The sequence below is a fragment of the Gordonia sp. Z-3 genome (genome assembly GCF_036233855.1).
Taxonomy (GTDB): Bacteria; Actinomycetota; Actinomycetes; order Mycobacteriales; family Mycobacteriaceae; genus Gordonia; species Gordonia tangerina.
The window spans coordinates 26,491-46,587 of sequence record NZ_JAZARS010000018.1 but is presented as its reverse complement, the minus strand read 5'-3'; the positions used below and the strand labels follow the sequence as shown (position 1 = coordinate 46,587).

The following is a 20,097-nucleotide window of genomic DNA, read 5'->3' as shown; positions in this document are numbered from 1 at the left end:
GTCCTAAACCCAGTACGCCACGCGGGCTCGATAGTTACGCATCACCAACATCGCCAGCACCCAGCCGACGACGGTACAACCGATGACGATCGCCCAGTGGTAGAACTGCACCGACTCGCCGAGCAGCGGCCCGCGGGTGATCTCCAGGTAGTGGAACATCGGGTTGAGCTCGACGATCTTCAGGCGCGACGACTCCTCCCCGGTGGCGCTGGTGAGGCTCTGGGTGCTCCAGATGATCGGGGTCATGAAGAACACCAGTTGCACGACGGTGGTCAGCAGCTGTCCGATGTCGCGGAAACGGGTGGACAGGATGCCGAAGACGATGGACACCCAGATCGCGTTGAGCACGAACAATCCGATTGCCGGTATGACCAGCAGAACGGTCCAGTTCAGCGGCGGGGGAAAGATGGCGAAGATGATCGCGATGATCACGATGTTGTGCGCGAAGATGATCAACTGCCGCCACACGACCCGGTAGACGTGCACACTCACCGGTGCCGGCAACTGCTTGATCAAACCCTCATTGGCGGAAAACACCGCCGATCCCTCGAGGATCGAACTCTGGATGAAGTTCCAGAAGATGAAGCCGAGCGCCACGTACGGCAGGAAGACCTTGATGTCCATCCCGAACAGCTCGCCGTAGAGCAATCCCATCGCCACCGCGGTGACGCCGGTCGCGACGGTGATCCACAGCGGACCCAGGACCGAGCGGCGATAACGCTGCTTGATGTCCTGCCAGCCCAGATGCAGCCACAACTCGGATGTGCGCAGTCCCTGGGACAGATCCCGGACGGCACGGCGCATGGTGCGCGAGTCCGACACCAGAGGTGCTGCGGGGATCTCGTCGCTGACTACGGATGACACGGGGACACAGCTTACAAGCGGCTGCTAGAGGTACTGCCCGGTGCTGGGTCCGGCGGGGCCGTTACCGGTCATCATCCCGGGTGGCAGTTGCCCCTGCCTCATCTGTTCGAGCTGCGCCCGCGCAGCCATCTGCTGGGCGAACAACGCGGTCTGGATGCCGTGGAACAGACCCTCGAGCCACCCCACCAGCTGGGCCTGGGCGATGCGCAACTCCGCGTCGGACGGCGTGGCGTTCTCGGTGAACGGGAGGGTGAGTCGCTCGAGTTCCTCACGCAATTCGGGGGCCAGCCCCTCCTCGAGTTCGCGGATCGATGACTCGTGGATCTCGCGCAGCCGGTTGCGGCTCGCCTCGTCGAGGGGAGCCGCCCGCACCTCTTCGAGCAATTGCTTGATCATGGTGCCGATCCGCATCACCTTCGCGGGTTGCTCCACCATGTCGGCGACGTTCTGGGTTTCCTCGTCCGGCTCACCCTGCGAGCCCGACGGTGTCTGGCCACCGACGACGATGATGTTGTCGTCGTCGCCGGGGTTGCCGGTGCGCGGGTCGCCGCCCGGGAACGGTGCAGAGTTCGGTCCAGAAGGCATGGGGTCCATTGTGCCGAAGGCCACCCGGGGTCTGCGCCGACACCCCATGTCTATGGTGTGAACATGGCCTTCGACGTCGCCCATGTGCGTGGATTGTTTCCCTCGCTCGGCGACGGCTGGATCCACCTCGATCCGCAGGCCGGGATGCTGATCCCCGACTCGGTCGCCACCGCCGTGTCGACCGGTTTCCGGCAGTTGTCGGCCGCGCCGGGTGCGGAATACCCCGGTGCTCGCGCCGCAGCCGACACCGTCGAACGGGCGCGACGCGCGGTCGCTGACCTGGTGGCGGGCGACCCGGGTGGCGTGGTCCTGGGACCCTCGCGGTCGGCGTTGGTCGCCGGGCTCACCGAGGCGATGCCGATGTCCACGTGGTTCGGCGCAAACGTCGTGGTCAGTCGTCAGGACGACGAACCGAACATCGTGCCGTGGATTCGGGTCGCCGACACCCACGGCGCCCAGATCCGCTGGGCCGAGATCGACGTGGAGACCGGTGGGCTGCCGACCTGGCAGTATCGCGAGCTGATCGATCAACGCACCGCCGTCGTCGCGGTCACCCTCGCGTCGTCGACGATGGGCGCCATCACCGACGTCAGCGCGATCGCCGCCCTGGCCCGCCAGGTCGGTGCGAAGCTCGTGGTCGACGCGACCAGCGCCGCCCCCTACCTGCCTCTCGACATCGCCGAACTGGGCGCCGATGTGCTGTTGGTGTCTGCCGAGCGGTGGGGCGGCCCACGGGTCGCGGCGATGGTGTTTCGCGATCCGGCGGCGATCGGGCCCATGCGGACGCTCGCGATGAATCCGCGTGCCGAGGGTCCGGCGCGTCTGGAACCCGAGTCGCTGCAGGGCGGGTTGCTGGCCGGGCTGACCGCCTCGGTCGAGCATCTCGCCGCGCTCGACGACGCGGCCGGCGGGACACGGCGCCAGCGGCTGGTCACCGCCTTGGGGGGAGTGTCGGCCTACATGCAGCGGCTGACGGTCTATCTGATGACCACCGTGCAGCACCTCAACCAGGTCAATCTGATCGGCACCGTCGACGACCGGGTCCCCGCGGTGAGCTTCACGTTCGACGGGGTGGCTGCGGAGAAGGTGGTGCGCCGGTTGGCCGACAACGGAATCTGCGCGCTGGCCGATGTGCCCAGCCGGGCCCTGGTCCGGATGGGCGCCGACGATTTCGGTGGCGCGGTGACCGTGGGGCTCGGCCCGTACTCGACGCCGTATGAGGTCGATCACCTCGTGCGGGCACTCGGGTCACTCGGTTGATCGACACAGTGGGTCAAATGTTCGAAAACGTCCATCCGCGATTAGCGGTGCGCCATCGCGGCCATTAGGTTTACGACAATGAAGGTTGTCATTCGGCCGACGGAGAGGTGATGGGCGCCAGTCGCGAAGAGCCCTACCGGGAGCTCAGTCCCGCCCAACGCGAGATCTGGAGGACCTTTGTCAGTGGCGGCTGGGGGCTGCTGGCCGAGATCAACACCGCGATGTCGGCGTCGGGGTTCACGCAGGTCGATCTCCGGGTTCTCGAAGGTCTGCAGAATTCGGAGGAACGCGGCATCAGTGAGCTCGCCGCGGTGGTGCACATGTCGGTCAGCACGGTGTCCCGGCAGATCACCCGGCTCGTGGACGAAGGATTGGCCGAACGCACCGAATCGGAGACCGATGGACGACACCGGCTCGTGCGCATCACCGACCGGGGTCGTGAGGTGCTGGCGCGGCATGCCGCGGTGCGTGACGACGCGATCGCGCGGCTGGTGGTTGATCCGCTGACCGCCGAGGAGTTCCAGATGCTCGGTGAGGTGTTCGCCAAGATCGGAGCGAACCTTCCGGCCAAGCGCAACTTCTGACGGTCAGTCGATGGTCAGCAGCACCTTGCCGATCGCGTCGCCGCTGTCGAGGCGGGCGTGGGCGGCGTCGGCGTCGGCGAGCGGGAACGTGGCGTCGACAATCGGCACCACCTCGCCGGATTCGAGTAGCGGCCACGTGATCCGTCGCGTCGTCACCACCACGTCGGCCTTCGAGTTGACGCCGCTCACCGGTCGTGACCGCAGCGTGGTGCCGATGACCGACGCCCGCTTGGTCATCAGCGCCGCGATGGACAGCTCCGCCTTGGTGCCGCCCTGCATACCGATGATGACCAGCCGTCCGCCGGTGTTGAGTGCCTTCACGTTCTTCTCGAGGTACTTGGCGCCCATGATGTCGAGGATCACGTCGGCGCCGCCACTACCTCGAACGATCTCGACGAAGTCGTCGTCGGCGTAGTTGATGGGGATGTCGGCGCCCAGTTCGCGGCACCGGTCCAGCTTCTGCGCGGTGCGTGCGGTGACCGCCACGCGCGCGCCGATCGCGTGTGCGACCTGGATGGCGTGAGTGCCGATCCCCGACGACCCGCCGTGGATCAGCAGCAGCTCCCCAGATGCCAGATGTCCGGCGTCGAAGACGTTGGACGCCACCGTGCACGCCACCTCGGGCAGCGCTGCGGCATACACGAGGTCGACCGATGCGGGCTTGGGCAGCACCTGCACCGCCGGCACCGCGACCTTCTCCGCGTAACCGCCGCCGGCCAGCAGGGCGCACACCTCGTCGCCGATCTGCCAGCCCGAGACATGCTCTCCAAGCGCGGAGATCCGGCCGGACACCTCGAGCCCGAGGGTGTCCACGGCACCGGGCGGCGGCGGATACAGGCCCTTGCGCTGCAGTAGATCCGCTCGGTTGACGCCCGCGGCCACGACGTCGATGACGACCTCGTCGGGGCCTGGTTCGGGATCGGGAAGGGTGACGACGGACAGCTGATCGGTTCCGGCTATGGCACGCACCCTGCCGACACTAGTCACACATCGTCGTCGTGGGCCGATGTGCTCGCGACCTGCGGTCTCCAGTAGCCTCGTGCGCAGGGAAGCGTGGCAGAGCGGCCGAATGCACTCGCCTTGAAAGCGAGCGTGGGTAAAACCACCGGGGGTTCAAATCCCTCCGCTTCCGCAGCGAGCCCGCCACCTTTCACCGCAGGTGGCGGGCTGTTTTCATGCCTGCTCGCGGGTCAGGGGACGGTAGCGCGGGTGCGCGTATTGCCGACAGCTCGATCATCCGCGTGAATGAGTGTGACGCGCTAGATGGCGGGGCGGTTGGCAGTTCTTCAGCGGACCTTTTTCAGGACGACGTCGCCGGTCGGGATGCCACCGTAGTTGAAGGTGGTCCCGTGGTAACCGTATGCGGTCTTCGTGAATTCGATTCGGCCGAACCACATGGCGACCGGATCCTTCGAAAGCGTGAGGATGCCACCATTCTTCGTCGGCACGATGGTGGCTCTGTTGATGTCAGACGGTCCGACGCCGGAGATGTCGGAGTAGAACTGGTCGCCGACGATCCGGACATTGGACACGGGCGTCGGGATGAGTCCCCACGTGAACGCCTGGTACTTGTACTGCCCCGGCTCGATCTTCGCTTCCGCGTGACCTGCTCCGAAACTGATCCCCATGACCGCGGCTCCGCCGATCAGGGCCCCCGCGATGATCCGTTTGATATTCACAATCACGGGACGGTAGCGCGGGTGCGCGCATCGTCAACAGCCCGATCATTCGCGTGAATGAGCATGCGCGGTACCGTCGCCCGGGTGAACTCCACCCGCGACGGCCTCGGTCCGCGACTGCTGCTGGCGTTGGCTCTGCTGTCGGCGACGGCGCCGATCGCCACCGACCTGTACCTGCCGTCGTTCCTCGACGTGCAGGAATCGCTGCGCACCGACGCCACCCACGTGCAGCTGACGTTGACGGCGTTCCTGATCGGTGTGGCGGTCGGGCAGGTGCTGTGGGGTCCGGTGTCGGATCGTTTCGGTCGTCGTAATCCGCTGCTCATCGGGTCGGCGGTGGCGGTGCTGGCCGGGGTCGTGGTGGTGATCTCACCCAACATCGAGATTTTGATCGCGTCGCGCTTCTTGCAGGCGGTCGCTGCGGCAGCGGGCATGGTGATCGCCCGCGCCATCATCGCCGACCTGCTCGTCGGGTTCGCCGGCGCCCGCTCGATGACGCTGATGATGACGATCCAGAGCCTCGCGCCGGTGCTCGCACCGGTGATCGGTGGTGTGCTGGCCGGACACGTCTCGTGGCGTGGGGTGCTCGGCGTCATCCTGGCGGCAACGGTGCTGCAACTGCTGATGGCGCTCACCTCGGTGCCGGAGACGCTGCCGGCTGCCGACCGTGCCTCGCGTCTGGGCTACCGCGACCTCGTGGGCAGGTTCGGCAAGCCGGCGTTCCTCGCCTACGTCTTCACCCAGGCGTTCGCGTTCGGGTCGCTGATGTCCTACATCTCGAGCTCGTCGTTCGTTTATCAGCGGGTGCTCGGCACGTCGTCGTTCGTCTACGGATTGTGTTTCGCCGTGAACGCACTCGGGATGACGGCCGCCGGGCTGGTGGCGGCGAGGCTGTCGCGGCGGCACGTGCATCCGGCGCATGTCATCCGGGTCGCGGTGCCCGTGCTGCTGGTCGCGTCGGTGTGCGTGCTGGTGGCCGCGCTGTCGTCGGCGCCGGTGCTGCTGGTGATACCGCTGTTCGTCGCGGTCACCGCGGTCGGGTTCGTGATGGGCAACAGTGCCGCGTTGGCCATGGAGCACACCCGTGATGCAGCCGGCGCCGGCAGTGCTGTGTTGGGCGGGGTGATGTTTTTGGTCGGCGGCGCCGTCTCGCCGTTGGGCGGGCTGGCCGGCGACGACACCGCGGTGCCGATGGCGTGCGTGATGGTGTGCTCGGCCGTGGTGGCACTCATCTGCTTCGGCTTGGCCCGCCGCAGTGCGGCCCGCAACCCGGAAGGGGAGGCGGCGTTCGCCACGCGCGCCTGATGGCTGCCAGCCGCAAGGGCCGAGGGAAGCTCAGAGAGAGCGTCGCTGCGCGGCCGAGGCGAATCCGAGCCAGGTGTGCCGGTTGCCGGCCCAGCACCAGCCGACCTTGGGGGCGCCCTTGCGCTCCCGGCCGTCGCGGCCGGTTCCGCCGGAGATCCAGATCGCCGGAGTGCGGGAATCCAGGCGGCCGTTGGGCTTGCGCAACCGCGAGCCGATGGTCATGAAGCAGTGGTTCGGTTCGAGCCGATCGGGTTGCTGCAGCAACCACGCGATGCCTTCGGAGACGGTCAGCGGCGTGCGCCCGGCGCCGGTGATCGCCGGCAGCGCCTCATCGGGACTCCAGTTGGCCATCTCGTCGCCCCGGTCGAGGCCGCTGATCAGGTAGAACGGGGTGTCCGGGAGGTCGACACCCGGGATCGGGCCGAACTGATCGAGGTCGGTCATGTCGACGACGACGAAGCCCGGCTTGTCCGCGCGATTCACCAGCGGGGCGAGCGCCGACGGGGTCACGAGAGCGGGGCCCGGTACCAACAGCGCGTCGTCCACCTCGACACTGGCCACAGCATCGTGAATGGCCGAATCCGGCAACCCGGCGAGTCGGCCGAGCCCGAGTTCGACGAGACGGCGAGCCTGGGTGGTCAGGTCCGGGAGCGCGAGCGTGGCGGCATGCATCCCGCCGAGGGTACGCCCGAACACCGAGCGCCACCCTCGAGCGAACCCGCGACCGAGGCCCGACGTCGGCGGCGACGGGCCTCGGCTCGAGATGTTGCTCAGCCGGTGACTGTGGCGGTCACCTGCAGGTACTCCCATCGCATGACACCGTCGTTGAGATGGGAGTCGGCGAGACCGGCGATCGCGGCGTCCAGTTCGGCCGCGCGGTCGGTGTCGTCACCGACGGTGCGGTACGCCGCGATGGTGGGCCCGTACGACGCCTTGAAGAAGTCCCGGAATGCGGCGCCATCGGCGAAGGCGGTCACCTCGAGGGTGGCGGTGGTGGCGGTGAGATCGGTGACCCGTTCGCCGAACAGACCGGCCACATGCGTGGCATCGCCCCACAACACACCAGGCTTCGCTCCCGGCGGGGGAGGCGGTGCGTAGGGCTTCATCACCGTCAACAGCTCGCCGATGAAACCTGTTGGTGTCCAATTGATCAGACCGATCCGACCACCCGGCCGGGTGACCCGCGCGAGTTCGTCGGCGCACTCCTGGTGGTGCGGTGCGAACATGACACCGACACACGACACCGCGACGTCGAAGGCGTCGTCGTCGAACGGAAGGTCCTCGGCATCTGCTGTGCGCCAGACGATGCCGAGATCAGGGAAGCGGCTCTCGCCGGTAGCCAGCAGCTCCGGGGTGAGGTCCGTGGCGACCACGTGGGCTCCGGTACGCGCGGCCGGTACGGCCACATTGCCTGCGCCGGCAGCGATGTCGACCACCTTGTCGTCGGCGCCGATGCCGGTGGCAGTCACCAGCCGAGGCCCCAGGTCGGCGATGACGTCGGCTACTGCCGGGTAGTCGCCGGATGCCCACATCGCGCGATGGCGTTGCTTGATTGCGGTGTCGGTGGTGATGCTGTCGATTGTCATGAAATCGTCTCCTGGTGATGATCGTGATGTGGTGTGCTCGGCCAATGCGGCCGGGCGTGTGGTACCCCATCACCATCGCGCGGTCCGGTCGGGGCATCTAGATCAAGATCTGAACCACCGCAGGTTCACAATCTGTACTGGTCAATCGGCGCACGCGGGTGTGTACTTGAACGCGGCGGATCAAAGGCGGTGTGCGATGACCTCGTATGGACAGTTCTGTCCGGTAGCGAAGGCGATGGAATTGCTCGACGAACGGTGGACGATCCTCGTCGTGCGTGAACTCCTGCTGGGCAGCAGGCATTTCAACGACCTACGACGCGGGGTGCCCAAGATGTCGCCGGCGTTGCTCACCAAACGGCTGCGCACGCTGGAACGTGCCGGGGTGATACGACGATCTGAGGTCGGCGGTCGGTCGACCTATGCACTCACCGAGAAGGGCCAGGAACTCCATGAGGTCGTCACCGCCCTGAGCGCGTGGGGTATTCGGTGGATCGGCGAACTCGGCGACGCCGACCTCGACCCACATCTACTGATGTGGGACATCCACCGGTCGATGCCGATCGAGCGGTGGCCGCGTCGCCGTGCGGTGCTCGAGTTCAGCTTCCGCGACGTCATCGGCAAGGCCGGCTCATGGTGGCTGGTGGTGAGCGACGGGGTCCCGCAGGTCTGCGACTTCGACCCGGGCTATGAGATCGACGGCACCGTGGTCACCGATCTCCGTACGCTGACCGAGGTGTGGCGCGGCGATATCGACTGGCGGACTGCGCTGTCCGACAACACGATCACCATCATGGCCCCGGCCGAGGTCCGTCGCGAGGTGCCCGCCTGGATCGGGCAGAGCGAGTCGGCGGCGATACCCCGCCCGGCCTGACGACGGTCGCCGATCAGAGCCAGTCGCGTCGGCGGAAGGTGACGTACAGGGCGCACACGATCGCGACGATCAACACAGTGCTCGTGACGAATCCGAGGGTGCGCTCGAAGCCGGGGAAGGGTACGTTCTGCCCATAGAAACCGGTGATCGCGGTGGGGACCGCGATGATCGCGGCCCATCCGGTCAGCTTCTTCATCACCGAGTTCAGTCGCGCGTCGGCCAGCGACAGGTTGGTCTCGAACACGGTGGTGATCATGTCCCGAACCGATTCGGTCCATTCGGCCGCACGCAGCGCATGATCGTAGAGGTCGGAGAAGTGCGGGTCGAGCTCGGAGGGTGCGTTGTTCTCGAAGCGGCGTCGCTGGATACTGCCGATGACCTCGCGCATCGGCAGGATGACCCGACGCAGCAGCACCAGATCCTTACGCAGATCGTAGGTATGGCGTTGCAGCGTGCGGGCCGCTACCTTCTCGTCGAACAGCGAGCCCTCCAGCGACTCCACCGTGTCGTCGAGCCGCTGCACCGCATCGAAGTGCCCGTCGACGACCACATCGAGCAGCCCGTGCAGCAACGCGCCGATGCCGTACTGCTTGCCGCCCATCTCATCCCACCGCGACACCACCTCGTCGATGTCGAAGCCCTCCGATAATCGCACGGTGATCAACGTGTTGTCCTTGATGAACATCGAGATCCGATGCAACTCGAATTCGTCGGCCCGCTCCGCCGGGTGCGCCATGTCGGGCGATGTGCCCTCCGACGAGGTGATGGTGACCGCGTAGACCATCAGAAACGTGTGGTGCTCGTAGGCGACGGTCTTCACCCGCTCGGCCTTGGCGGTGGTGTCCTCGATCGCGAAGGGATCGAGGTCGAGTTCGTCGGCCAGTGCGGCCATCGTCTCGTGGCTCGGGCACTCGAGATCGGCCCAGATCAGTTCGTCGGGGTGCCCGATGTGATCGGAGATGGCGCTGAGTTCGAAACCGTCGACCTTCTCGCCGCCGCGCCAGATCTGGCCGCGCACATGTTCTCCCATGCCCACATCCTGCCACCGGTCCGCAGATGGCAGGATCGCTGCATGGCTGCGCGGATTCCGTCTCTCACCGGTATCCGCACCATCGCCGCACTCGCGGTGTGCCTGACCCACGCGGCATTCTGGACCGGGCACTACACCGACGATTTCGTCGGGCGTCTGCTGTCCCGCTTCGAGATCGGCGTCGCGTTGTTTTTCGTCCTCTCCGGATATCTGCTGTTCTCGCCGTGGGTCGATGTGCTCGCAGGCCGGCGCGGCCAGCCGTCGGTGGGCCGCTACTTCTGGCATCGGGCGCGACGCATTCTGCCGGCCTATTGGCTGACGGTTTTGGCGGTGTACGCGTTGTTCCTGGTGTACACACCGCCGGATGCCGCGCCCACCGGCACCGGCTGGTCGGGGTTCGCCCGCAACATGACCCTGACGCAGGTGTACGGCCTTGGCCACCTGCATTCGGGCCTGACCCAGATGTGGAGTCTGGCCGCCGAAGTGGTGTTCTATCTGGTGCTGCCCGTCATCGCCGGAGGTCTGACGCTGATCTGCCGGCACCGCTGGCGGCCGGATCTGCTGATCGTGGGACTGGTGGCGTTGATGTCGGTCTCGCCGATCTGGTCGGTGGTCGTCGCCGGCAGCACCGATCTCAGCCCGACCGCGCGGTTGTGGGCGCCGGCCTTCTTCGGGTGGTTCGTCGCGGGCATGCTGCTGGCGGTGGTCGGCCGCCTCGTCTCGCGCTGGGACCCGACGATCTCGGTGGCGGTGGCTGTCGGGGCGTTTCTGCTGAGCGGCACCGCGATCGCGGGTGAGCCGACCATCACCCCGACCACCGCGTCGGCGACGATCGTCAAACACCTCCTGTATGTGGTCGTCGCGGTCGGCGTGATCGGACCGCTGACGATCCGGGGCGGTGACGGACGCGAGTGGTGGGCGCGGCTGTGTGGCAGTCGGCCGATGGTGTGGTTCGGCGAGATCTCCTATGAATTCTTCCTCGTTCACCTCGTCGTACTGGAGGTGGTCATGGACCTGATCGGATGGCGGGTGTTCTCCGGTTCCACCGCGGTAGCCTTCCTGCTGACGTCGGCGATCAGCGTGCCCGTGGCCTGGCTGTTGCGCCGCATCACCCGGCCGATCACGCACGCGCGCACGCCCGAGCCGCTCGTCGAGCGCGGGTAGGATCGGCGGGACACGACGGCGGATCCGGGTGGGAATCGAGGATTGACTGGAATGGTCGACAACCGGCGTCCCGGCGTTCCTGCCGGGACCACGACAGATGACGAGTTGCGCACGTGGTGCGATCAATCGCGGGTACCGGGTGAACGCCCGGAGCTCACCGACACCGCAGCCACCCTGATCGCATCGGGCTTCCTCACCCCCGCCGGACGCGCCGTCGTGGTGCGCCGGATCTCTACCGGCCTGCCGTTGCCGGTGCTACCCGGCGGCTTCGGCGATCTGCGGAGACTGCAGCGGGCCATCGCCCAGGCCGAACAACAGTTGGACAACCCGATGGTGCCCGGCGTCGTGGCCGCCGTGATGCGCAACCGCATCAATGGTCTGCATCGCAAACGAGACGACGCCCGCAAACACATCGTGACGGCCAAAGGTGTGTTCGCCGGTGGGACCCGCGCCATCCGGCGGGAACGACGCGAGAACGTCTACCTCGAGATCGAGGAGCGGGAGCGGTTGTTCGCGGGATTGTTGTGCACTCCCACCCCCAACGTGCACACCTCGGGCTACATGCGCCGCGCCGGGACCGCTGCCTTCGACCGCTTGGCCGGTGTCGTCGGTCAGGTGGCGTCGAAGTCCGGATATCCGCAGGCCGGTGAGTGGGCAAGCCAGATCTTGGCCCCCGATCGCGAGGAACCGGCGCCGGCGGCGTCGGCGACCGCCGGTGCGGCGACGTTCGTCGACGGCTACGAGACGCTGCTGTTCGTGGCGGGGCACTTCTACGACCGGATCGTCGGCAACCCGGCCTGGCTGTCGGATCACTTCGAACTGCAGCGCACCCAGGTGAACCTGCACGCGGAACTCGCCGAGATCGCCGCGGACGTCATCGCGCTGCGTGCGGTGCGCATCGATCTGGACCGGGCCAAGCGCAACGGGGGGTTCGACCAGTCCTTCGCCGAACACATCGACCGGCGGGAGAAGACGCTGCGCCCGGTGTGGACCGAACTGATCGACCGGGTGCAGGCGCTCGGCGATGTCGCCGCAGTCGTCGAGTCCGCGGCCGTCGAACTGCGGGTGCTCGCGGAGTACAACCGGACCACCACCATCGATGACCGGATCGGCGAACTCATCGCTCGCTCCGGTGACCGGGAGATGTCGGTGGACAACACCAAACGACTCACCGAGCAGGTGCGCAGCGGTGAAGAACAGCTCCGCATCTATCGGGATGTGTTGCAAGGCAACATCGCTCGGCTCTCACCGGGTGCCGCGCACGAACTGCCGGCGCGCTACGAGCCGTCCTGAGCCCGCATCCAGGATCGTAGGTATCCCTTCTCCGTGGGGCTCAGTCGGCGCAACGTGTGCGCCTCGGTGTCGACGACGGCCATCTGGGTGCTCGCCACGCACGCGGCCTTCGCCGTCTGGTCGTCGTCGGATGCCCGGATCTCGTAGCCGATGGTGAAGTCCACCGAACGATGGCCGGTGATCCACATGCCGACCTGCAGTGGGGTGTCGTCGTGTTGCAGTTGGCGTTGATATCGGATCTCCACGTGCACGATCATCGCGCTCATGATCAGCGCGGCGACGTCGTCGTCGGTCTCGGCGACACTCCTGGCCGCCATCAGCCATTCGATCCGTGCCTCTTCCATCAGCGTGACCATCCGGGCGTGATTGACGTGACCGAACGCGTCCATGTCTGACCAGCGCACCGGGACCCGCGCGACGAACGCGAAGCCGTCGGCATCGAGACCGGCGCCGGTCGCGGCGGCCGAATTGTGTGACTCGGGCATCAGTGGTCTCCTGGTTGGTGATCCCCCGGAGCCTGCGCCCGGGGAATCTGCCGGCGTGCGCCGGCGCGACCTGCAGCATAGTGTCGGGGTTCCGGAAGGCGCCTACCGATCAGTACTCTGGTCGCAGGACGCCGCGGTTCGATGGGGAGTGCCGCGATCCGTAATTTTCGGACGACCCGCACGACGAAGTCGCGGGCGGCACGTCGTGTTGTGAGGGATGACATGCGGAAGTCGTATCGGTGGCCGGCGGTGGTCGCCGCCGTACTCATCGGAGTGCTCGCTGCGCCCGCGGTGGTGCACGCGGACACCAAGGTCGCCGAGATCTCGAAGTCGTCGAAGCTGAGCCCGCTGCGGACCGACATCTGGGTGGACTCCCCATCCATGGGCGGCAAGGTCAAGGTCTCGGTACTCACGCCGCAGTATTCGTCGGGGCCGCGTTCGACCGTCTACCTGCTCGACGGGGCCGACGCCGGCGAGGACGTCAGCGATTGGATCACCAAGGGCAAGGCCGGCAAGTTCTTCGCCGACAAGAACGTCAATGTGGTGTTGCCGACCGGCGGCGCGGGCAGCTTTTACACCAACTGGGTGCAGCGTGACGCCGCCCTGGGCAAGCCGCAGTGGGAAACGTTTCTGACCAAGGAACTGCCCCCGCTGATCGACGACCGCTTCGACGGGACGGGCCGCAATGCGGTGGTCGGCCTCTCGATGGGCGGGCAGTCGGCGTTCACCCTGGCCATGCGCAACCCGAGCCTCTACAGCGGGATCGCCTCGCTGAGTGGCTGCCCGCCGGTGTCGGGGCCGGTCAACGAGAGCTACGTCCGCACCACCGTCGCCAAGAGTGGCGGTGACGCCACCAACATGTGGGGGCCGTTCGGCTCGGCGAACTGGGATGCGCACGATCCCAGCAAGCATCTCGACAAGCTCCGTGGCAAGGACATCTTCATCGCAGCAGGTTCCGGGGCGATCGGGCCCCGCGATCTCACCGCGCCCTACGATCCCGAAGATGGACCGCGTGAGGCGGTGACCGCCGCCGGATCGGCGCTCGAACTCGGCGCGTGGCGCTGCTCGTTGGAGTTCGCAGCGACGCTGCGCGCCAATAATGTGGCCTTCACCGACGGCTTCCGGCTGATCGGCACCCACAGCTGGATCTATTGGGAGCAGGATCTTGCGAAGGCCTGGCCCACCATCTCTCGCGGCCTCTGATCAAAAAATCCAAGGTGCGGTGACCTCAGGATTTCGTTCGCGCCGCCCACTGCTCGGCGAAGCGCAGGAAGATGTCGTCCTCGGCCGGGTGGGTGACCGTGACCCGGACACCGTCGCCGGCGAACGGACGCACCACCACCCCTGCCTCGACGCAGGCCTGCGCGAACTCGATCGTGTCGTCGCCGAGGTTCAGCCACACGAAATTCGCCTGCGAATCGGGCACCCGGTAGCCGAGATCGCGCAGTCGGCCACTCACCCGAGTGCGTTCGGCGACGACTGCGTCGGTGCGGGCCAGCAGTTCGTCCTCGGCGGCCAGCGAGGCCAGCGCAGCCTGCTGGGCGACGCTGTTGACCGAGAACGGGACGTGCGCCTTGCCGAGCGCGACGATCACCTCCGGGTCGGCGAGCGCGTAGCCGACCCGCAACCCCGCCAGCCCATACGCCTTGGAGAACGTGCGCAACACCACCAGGTTGCGGAACTCGCGCCGCAGTTCGAGGGCGTCATAAGCCTGCGACGGACCCAGCCGCAGGTATTCGAAGTACGCCTCGTCGAGCGCAACGATGATGTCCGATGGCACCGTACGCAGGAACTGACGCAATGCGTCGGCCTCCACGACCGTTCCCGTGGGATTGTTCGGGTTGCACACGAAGATCAGCCGGGTGCGGTCGGTGATCGCGGCCGCCATCGCCGGCAGGTCGTAGGTGAGGTCCGACGTCAGCGGCACCTGCACGGGCGTCGCACCGGCGACCCGGGTCGCCAACGGATAGGTCTCGAAGGAGCGCCAGCCGAACACCACCTCGTCGCCGGGGCCACTGGTGACGGTGATCAGGTTCTGGCACAGGATCACCGACCCGCATCCGACTTGGACCTCGGACTCGGTGACACCGAGCTTCTTGGCCAGGGCTGCGGTGAGCTCCACCATGCCGTTGTCGGGATAGCGGTTGACGGCGGCCGCTGCCGCCCCGATGGCCTCGCGCACGCTGGGCAGTGGGCCCTCGGTGACTTCGTTGCTCGCCAGCTTCACCGCGCCGGGGAACGTCTTGCCGGGCACGTAGACGGGCAGGTCGGCAAGGTCTTCTCGGATACGCAAAGCCACCCGTCAAATGTAGTTGTGTGGCCGTGGTCAGGTCGCAGCCGGTCGGCCGTAGTCGCGGTTTGCTTCGTGGCGCACAGTGTGTGTAACCTTTCGCTTCGGCAGTTCGAAAGGACTCCGCCAAGGAGGCGTGCCAGAGCGGCCGAATGGGACTCACTGCTAATGAGTTGTCTCGCTAACACGGGACCGGAGGTTCAAATCCTCTCGCCTCCGCCGACCTACGGTCACGCCGACCGTGGGAGTACAACTGAATAGCACGCGCCCGTAGCTCAACGGATAGAGCATCTGACTACGGATCAGAAGGTTTGGGGTTCGAATCCCTACGGGCGCACTCGACACACGCCCCGTCACCACCAGGTGACGGGGCGTGTGTCGTTGTTGCGGGTCTGCTCGCTGGGGAGACTGTGCACATCGTCCCGGACCGAATTACACACATGTGAGTAGATTCTGTGGACAACTCAGACACAGCGGTCACCGCCGCAGCCGAGCCTGTCTGGGCCGTACGATCACCGGGTGTCGAGCACCCCACGGATCATCGTTGTCAGCGGAGTCGTCATCCGGGACCGGCGGGGACGCCTGCTCACCGTTCGCAAGCGGGGGACGTCGCGGTTCATGCTCCCCGGCGGAAAACCGGAGACATCGGAATCGGCGGTCGCAGCGGCGTCGCGCGAGTGTGGGGAGGAAGTGGGTCTCGTCATTCCGGCATATCGGTTGCGCTGCTGGGGAGAGTTCCGATCGGCGGCGGCCAACGAGTCCGGATGTGACATCGAAGCAACAGTATTCGGCTACGACGGTGTCGTCGACGAACTCACGCCTTCCGCCGAGATCGCCGAGATCCGTTGGCTGGATCTCGAGGACAGGCCCTTGCCCGAGGATCTCGCGCCCCTGCTGATCGACCATGTGATCCCGGCGCTCTGATCGCCGCCGCGATCAGAGCTCGGAAACGGCGCGGCAGAGTTTTCGCAGGATTGACCGATAGCAAGCCCATCTCCGTTATCGTGACTCGCGAGATCGATGTCGTGACGTTCACCCGAAAGGTTCAGGCATGAACTCGTCCTCACCCGTCGCAAAATTGGCTGCGGAGTTGTTCGGCACGTTCTGGCTGGTATTCGGAGGCTGTGGTTCAGCGATCTTCGCTGCCAAACAGATCGCGGAGGCCACCGATGGCGGCGACAACTATCAAGTCGGCATCGGCTACCTCGGTGTCGCGCTCGCCTTCGGTCTGACCGTGGTCACCATGGCCTACGCGGTCGGCCACATCTCCGGCGGACACTTCAATCCGGCGATCACCCTCGGCGCGGCGGTCGGCGGCCGGATCGCGTGGAAAGACCTGCCGGGCTACTGGATCGCGCAGGTGGTGGGTGGACTGCTCGCCGGGCTCCTGCTCCTCGTGATAGCAAGCGGCAAAGACGGATTCGACCGTATCGGCGGGATGGCCGCCAACGGGTACGGCGAAAACTCGCCGGACGGGTACTCCCTGCTGGCGGTGCTCATCGCCGAAGTCCTGCTGACGGCCTTCTTCCTGCTCGTCGTGCTGGGTACCACCGGCGGCAAGGCACCCAGCACGTTCGCCCCGCTGGCCATCGGCCTGTGCCTGACCCTGATCCACCTGATCTCGATCCCGATCAGCAACACGTCGGTGAATCCGGCGCGTTCCACCGCGGTGGCCTTCTTCAACGGAGACGGGGCGCCGGCCCAACTGTGGCTGTTCTGGTTGGCGCCGCTGCTCGGCGGACTCATCGGCGGCCTGCTCTACCCGCTGCTGTTCGAGGACGGCAAGCTGAAGTTCGGTGCGCAGGGAGCCGACCCGCAACGAGCTGAGGCGACGGCGCGGTAAGGCGGTCGGGTGATCGCGGGCCCGGGACGGTGGCGGCGGTGACCTCTGGGCCGACGTAGTGTCGAAGGGTGGGCGCAGGAGCCCACGGCCGGCGCACTGCCGGTCGCCGACACGACGGGAGGCCGACGATGGGAGAACCCACCGGAACGCCGCCCCGGTCGGCACCGCCGCCACCGGATGATCTCTATCGGACACCGATCTACGGCCAGCTGTATCCGCCGCTCGGCTATGCCCCGGACGGCACACCGATGTTCGTTCCCGGCCAACGGGCCGGTGCATCCGGACAGGCACCCCACGGCGACTCACCGACGGGCACCCCACCCGGCGCACCTGCCGATGGCGTACTCGCCGACGGGGCCCGGCCGTACGAGCGCGGCGAAGGAGTCGACGGCCCGCGCCGGCCGCCGTCGGATCGACGTCTCGTCGGTCTTGTCGCGCTCGTCGCGGTCGCAGCGCTCGGGCTGCTGGCGTTGACGGTCGGGCGGGCCGCGCTGCGTGGCGACGAACCCGTCACCCAACCGACGTTGCCGATGGTGATCTCCGAACTACCCACTCAGCCGCCGACCGCAGCACCCGGCGCGCCCGGGGGGCCCGGTGATTCGGCACGTACCGCGGGCAAGGAGGTCACCTACGAAGTGGCCGCCAGCTCGCCGAGCACGATCCTCTACGTCGACGATGTGGGTCTGCGTACGACGGTCGGGGCGTCGGCGGCCTGGACCGTCACTTTCACCGGCTCGGCCAATCCGCTCCGGGTGCTGGTGCTCGCCGGCGAGGGTGAAGCGCGATGCACGATCACCGTTGATGACCGCGTGGTCGCCGAGGATCGGATCACCGCGCAGTCACCGCGCCGGACCGTTTCCTGCCGGGCCTGAGGTGAGCGTGGTCACCGATCAGGGCGTCAGCCTGCCCATCGAGTGTGTACGCCGGTGCCCAGGTCGCTACCGTAGATCCGTGAGTGCTTCGCAAACTGCTTCCGAGAACACCGCCGGGTCGGGCGGCTCGTCGACGGCGCCCGACCTCAAGACGATGGTCACCTGGCGCGGCGAGGGCGCTGACCGGCTCGAACAGGTGCGCCTGTTGGTCAACGGCGCCCGGATCAAGGCCTACGGCCGCATCATCGCCGCAGCCACCGACGCCCACGAGGCGTTCTCGGCGTCCTACGAACTCGTCACCAACGACAGCGGCGTCACCAAACGTCTGTCGCTGCATTTGGTGCGAGCGAGCGGCGAAACACAGATGGCGATCACCCGTGACGGTGAGCACAACTGGTTGGTCCAGACCACCGACGGCACGCAGCGCAGCGACTTCAATGGTGCCGAGGACATCGACCTCGCGTTGTCTCCGATGTTCAACGCCCTGCCGATCCGTCGTCATGGGCTGCACCGGGATGGCGGCGAGATCGACGTTCCCGTGGTCTACCTGTATCTGCCCAGCGGAAACGTGGAGCCGGCCACCCTGCATTACACCCCGACCGCCGACGGGATCGACGTGGTGTCGCCGATCGTGACGTCGTCGATGACGGTGGACGACAACGGATTCGTCATCGACTATGCGGGCCTGGCCACCCGGGTCTGATGTTCGGCTCAGCCCAGCCAGACGCGGGCCTGGTGCGCCTGGCGGCGTAGCTGCTGCGCCCAGCCCGGCTCGCCGACCGTTACCCCGGTGATGGGCACCGGTTCCGATCCGGCGATCGCTTCATAGGCCAGTCGGGATCGGTGGCCGTTGTCCACCAGGATCTCCACGGTGCCGTTGTCGCGCAGCTCGTCGCGTGCGGCCAGCAGCCGGTCGATGGTCTCGCTGAGCACATTCAGCAGTGCTATCCGGTTGGCCTCCAACATCGCCCGTTGCAAGCCCGGGGCCGTCGCGGCGACCCGCGTACCGTCGCGGAAGCTGCCCGCGGCCAGGCGTAACGCCAGTTCGCTCTCGCCGGCACCCACCGCTGCGGTGGCCGCTGCGGTGAGATGGGGCAGATGTGAGATCGCCGCGACGGCCCGATCATGCGCGTCGGGCGCGGCCGGCACCACCAGCGCGCCGACAGCGCGGGCCAACGACGCCACCGCCGACCAGTCGTTCGCATCGGTGCCGTCCTCGGTCGACACCATCCACATCGCATCACGGAACAGATCGGGGTCGGTCGCCGACCACCCGGACCGGCTGGTGCCGGCCATCGGATGCCCACCCACGTACCGCACACCCGGGGCGTGGCGGGCGACCGCGTCGGCGACCGCCCGCTTCACACTGATCACATCGGTCAACAGACAGTTCGGCGCATGCGCGACCACCTCGGTGAGCAGCTCGTCGATGGTGGTGACGGGTGTTGCGAGCACCAGGAGGGCGTCGTCGACCGCCGCGCGCTCCAGTGTGGACACCAGGTCGGTGGACGCATCGTGGCCGGACGCGATCGCGGCATCGACGGTCTCGGCGGAACGGTTGTACCCGAACACTCGATGCCCGTCGATCTGCAGTGCACGCATCAGGGAGCCCCCGATGAGTCCGAGTCCGAGAATGCAGATCGACCGGTTCGGTGCGGAGGGGGTGGCAGACGCGGCAGTCACCTCATCACATTCGCACACACAGCGGTGAGGCGGGAACGGCCGGGACCCTGGCGGTGCGTCCGGGTCGGTGCGGCGGTGGACCGCGGTGCGGGGGGAGGGGAGAGGACTTGGGCGGCACGCGGTTAGCGGCTACGGTGACCTGCATGGCAGGTGCCGGCGCGGGTGTAACAGGTGGTCCCAACAAACAGGATGTCAGCGACGAGATCGAGGGGTTCGCGGTCGCCGTTGTGCGCGAGGAGGGCGCATGGAAGGTCACCGCGCTGAAGGCGTCGGCATTGTCCGATCTCGCCGACGCCGAGAAGCAGCTTCGTGCGCTGCGCGCGACGGGCGCCGTCTTCGGGCTACTCGATGTCGACGATGAGTTCTTCATCGTCCTGAGGCCCACCCCGCAGGGCCCGCGACTGTTGGTCTCCGATGCGACTGCCGGCATCGACTACGACGTGGCCGCCGACGCCCTGGACGCCATGAACATCGAGATCCCGGACCTCGACCCGGACGAACTCGACGATGTGGACCCCTGGGAGGAAGGTGACCTGGCGATCCTCGCCGACCTGGGGCTGCCGGACGCGGTGATGAGCATCATCGTCGGCGACACGGATCTCTACGCCGACGAACAGATCGGGATGATCGCCGCCCGTCTCGGATTCGCCGACGAGCTGTCCAAGGTGCTCGACAAGCTGGGACATTGAGCCAATCCGGTGGC

General features: G+C 66.9%; 22 protein-coding genes and 3 tRNA genes. 15 read left to right on the top strand and 10 right to left on the bottom strand.

What is annotated here, in order from left to right; translation table 11 throughout:
* Positions 1–3: 3 nt before the first annotated feature.
* Entirely contained in the window at positions 4–864 is an 861-nt protein-coding gene (gene wzm, locus VX037_RS19295) for a galactan export ABC transporter permease subunit Wzm/RfbD (RefSeq protein ID WP_266063661.1), read from the bottom strand.
* Between the two features lie 24 nt (positions 865–888).
* The gene (locus VX037_RS19290; RefSeq protein ID WP_235723351.1) at positions 889–1,449 is read right to left on the bottom strand and encodes a bacterial proteasome activator family protein; all 561 of its coding nucleotides are present in this window, start codon (positions 1,447–1,449) and stop codon (positions 889–891) included.
* 63 nt (positions 1,450–1,512) lie between these two features.
* On the opposite strand from VX037_RS19290, the gene VX037_RS19285 reads away from it, so the two are divergent.
* Positions 1,513–2,709 carry a cysteine desulfurase-like protein gene (locus tag VX037_RS19285; RefSeq protein ID WP_328715502.1) on the top strand — a complete coding sequence of 399 codons (1,197 nt, stop codon included), beginning with the start codon at positions 1,513–1,515 and terminating at the stop codon, positions 2,707–2,709.
* A gap of 110 nt (positions 2,710–2,819) precedes the next feature.
* Positions 2,820–3,293, top strand: coding sequence for a MarR family winged helix-turn-helix transcriptional regulator (locus VX037_RS19280; RefSeq protein ID WP_235723353.1), 474 nt, complete (start codon positions 2,820–2,822; stop codon positions 3,291–3,293).
* A gap of 3 nt (positions 3,294–3,296) precedes the next feature.
* On the opposite strand, the gene VX037_RS19275 is transcribed toward VX037_RS19280, so the two are convergent.
* Entirely contained in the window at positions 3,297–4,262 is a 966-nt protein-coding gene (locus VX037_RS19275) for an NAD(P)H-quinone oxidoreductase (protein ID WP_328715500.1), read from the bottom strand.
* A 78-nt stretch (positions 4,263–4,340) separates the two neighbouring features.
* Here VX037_RS19275 and VX037_RS19270 point away from each other — a divergent pair.
* A tRNA-Ser gene (locus VX037_RS19270) sits at positions 4,341–4,425 on the top strand.
* Between the two features lie 154 nt (positions 4,426–4,579).
* On the opposite strand, the gene VX037_RS19265 is transcribed toward VX037_RS19270, so the two are convergent.
* A complete protein-coding gene (locus VX037_RS19265; RefSeq protein ID WP_328715498.1) occupies positions 4,580–4,978 on the bottom strand; it encodes a hypothetical protein in 399 nt (132 codons plus the stop codon).
* Positions 4,979–5,029: 51 nt separating this feature from the next.
* On the opposite strand from VX037_RS19265, the gene VX037_RS19260 reads away from it, so the two are divergent.
* Complete coding sequence (locus VX037_RS19260; RefSeq protein WP_266063657.1) at positions 5,030–6,277, top strand: multidrug effflux MFS transporter; 1,248 nt, start codon at positions 5,030–5,032, stop codon at positions 6,275–6,277.
* A 30-nt stretch (positions 6,278–6,307) separates the two neighbouring features.
* Here the strand turns inward: VX037_RS19260 and VX037_RS19255 are convergent, their stop codons facing one another.
* The gene (locus VX037_RS19255; RefSeq protein ID WP_277615362.1) at positions 6,308–6,949 is read right to left on the bottom strand and encodes a DUF5701 family protein; all 642 of its coding nucleotides are present in this window, start codon (positions 6,947–6,949) and stop codon (positions 6,308–6,310) included.
* Between the two features lie 98 nt (positions 6,950–7,047).
* Positions 7,048–7,863, bottom strand: a complete 816-nt coding sequence (locus VX037_RS19250) for a class I SAM-dependent methyltransferase (protein WP_328715497.1) — start codon at positions 7,861–7,863, stop codon at positions 7,048–7,050.
* A gap of 196 nt (positions 7,864–8,059) precedes the next feature.
* Between VX037_RS19250 and VX037_RS19245 the strand changes: the two genes are divergently transcribed.
* Entirely contained in the window at positions 8,060–8,734 is a 675-nt protein-coding gene (locus tag VX037_RS19245; RefSeq protein WP_235723359.1) for a winged helix-turn-helix transcriptional regulator, read from the top strand.
* Between the two features lie 13 nt (positions 8,735–8,747).
* Here the strand turns inward: VX037_RS19245 and VX037_RS19240 are convergent, their stop codons facing one another.
* Positions 8,748–9,764, bottom strand: a complete 1,017-nt coding sequence (locus VX037_RS19240) for a magnesium transporter CorA family protein (protein ID WP_328715495.1) — start codon at positions 9,762–9,764, stop codon at positions 8,748–8,750.
* Between the two features lie 42 nt (positions 9,765–9,806).
* Here VX037_RS19240 and VX037_RS19235 point away from each other — a divergent pair, with 42 nt between their 5' ends.
* Both VX037_RS19235 and VX037_RS19230 read left to right on the top strand, forming a co-directional pair.
* The gene (locus tag VX037_RS19235) at positions 9,807–10,928 is read left to right on the top strand and encodes an acyltransferase family protein (protein ID WP_266063653.1); all 1,122 of its coding nucleotides are present in this window, start codon (positions 9,807–9,809) and stop codon (positions 10,926–10,928) included.
* A gap of 51 nt (positions 10,929–10,979) precedes the next feature.
* Entirely contained in the window at positions 10,980–12,221 is a 1,242-nt protein-coding gene (locus VX037_RS19230; RefSeq protein WP_328715493.1) for a hypothetical protein, read from the top strand.
* On the opposite strand, the gene VX037_RS19225 is transcribed toward VX037_RS19230, so the two are convergent.
* The gene (locus tag VX037_RS19225; protein WP_328715492.1) at positions 12,206–12,706 is read right to left on the bottom strand and encodes an acyl-CoA thioesterase; all 501 of its coding nucleotides are present in this window, start codon (positions 12,704–12,706) and stop codon (positions 12,206–12,208) included. The genes VX037_RS19230 and VX037_RS19225 overlap by 16 nt on opposite strands.
* 222 nt (positions 12,707–12,928) lie before the next feature.
* On the opposite strand from VX037_RS19225, the gene VX037_RS19220 reads away from it, so the two are divergent.
* Positions 12,929–13,909 (top strand): alpha/beta hydrolase, encoded by a 981-nt coding sequence (locus VX037_RS19220; RefSeq protein WP_328715490.1) that lies wholly within the window; start codon positions 12,929–12,931, stop codon positions 13,907–13,909.
* 25 nt (positions 13,910–13,934) lie between these two features.
* Here VX037_RS19220 and hisC read toward each other — a convergent pair whose 3' ends face one another.
* Complete coding sequence (gene hisC / locus VX037_RS19215) at positions 13,935–15,005, bottom strand: histidinol-phosphate transaminase (protein ID WP_328715489.1); 1,071 nt, start codon at positions 15,003–15,005, stop codon at positions 13,935–13,937.
* A gap of 121 nt (positions 15,006–15,126) precedes the next feature.
* Between hisC and VX037_RS19210 the strand changes: the two genes are divergently transcribed.
* The 6 genes from VX037_RS19210 (at position 15,127) to VX037_RS19185 (ending at position 18,414) form a co-directional block, all read left to right on the top strand.
* A tRNA-Ser gene (locus tag VX037_RS19210) sits at positions 15,127–15,215 on the top strand.
* Between the two features lie 45 nt (positions 15,216–15,260).
* Positions 15,261–15,333: transfer RNA gene (locus VX037_RS19205), tRNA-Arg, on the top strand.
* A 182-nt stretch (positions 15,334–15,515) separates the two neighbouring features.
* The gene (locus VX037_RS19200) at positions 15,516–15,920 is read left to right on the top strand and encodes an NUDIX hydrolase (RefSeq protein ID WP_328715488.1); all 405 of its coding nucleotides are present in this window, start codon (positions 15,516–15,518) and stop codon (positions 15,918–15,920) included.
* A gap of 127 nt (positions 15,921–16,047) precedes the next feature.
* Positions 16,048–16,839, top strand: a complete 792-nt coding sequence (aqpZ, locus tag VX037_RS19195; protein ID WP_266063649.1) for an aquaporin Z — start codon at positions 16,048–16,050, stop codon at positions 16,837–16,839.
* Positions 16,840–16,967: 128 nt separating this feature from the next.
* Positions 16,968–17,711 carry a hypothetical protein gene (locus VX037_RS19190; protein WP_328715487.1) on the top strand — a complete coding sequence of 248 codons (744 nt, stop codon included), beginning with the start codon at positions 16,968–16,970 and terminating at the stop codon, positions 17,709–17,711.
* Between the two features lie 79 nt (positions 17,712–17,790).
* A complete protein-coding gene (locus VX037_RS19185) occupies positions 17,791–18,414 on the top strand; it encodes a putative glycolipid-binding domain-containing protein (RefSeq protein ID WP_287016546.1) in 624 nt (207 codons plus the stop codon).
* Positions 18,415–18,422: 8 nt separating this feature from the next.
* On the opposite strand, the gene VX037_RS19180 is transcribed toward VX037_RS19185, so the two are convergent.
* Positions 18,423–19,394 (bottom strand): prephenate dehydrogenase, encoded by a 972-nt coding sequence (locus tag VX037_RS19180; protein ID WP_328715486.1) that lies wholly within the window; start codon positions 19,392–19,394, stop codon positions 18,423–18,425.
* Between the two features lie 143 nt (positions 19,395–19,537).
* On the opposite strand from VX037_RS19180, the gene VX037_RS19175 reads away from it, so the two are divergent.
* Positions 19,538–20,083 carry a tRNA adenosine deaminase-associated protein gene (locus VX037_RS19175; protein WP_328715484.1) on the top strand — a complete coding sequence of 182 codons (546 nt, stop codon included), beginning with the start codon at positions 19,538–19,540 and terminating at the stop codon, positions 20,081–20,083.
* Positions 20,084–20,097 lie beyond the last annotated feature (14 nt).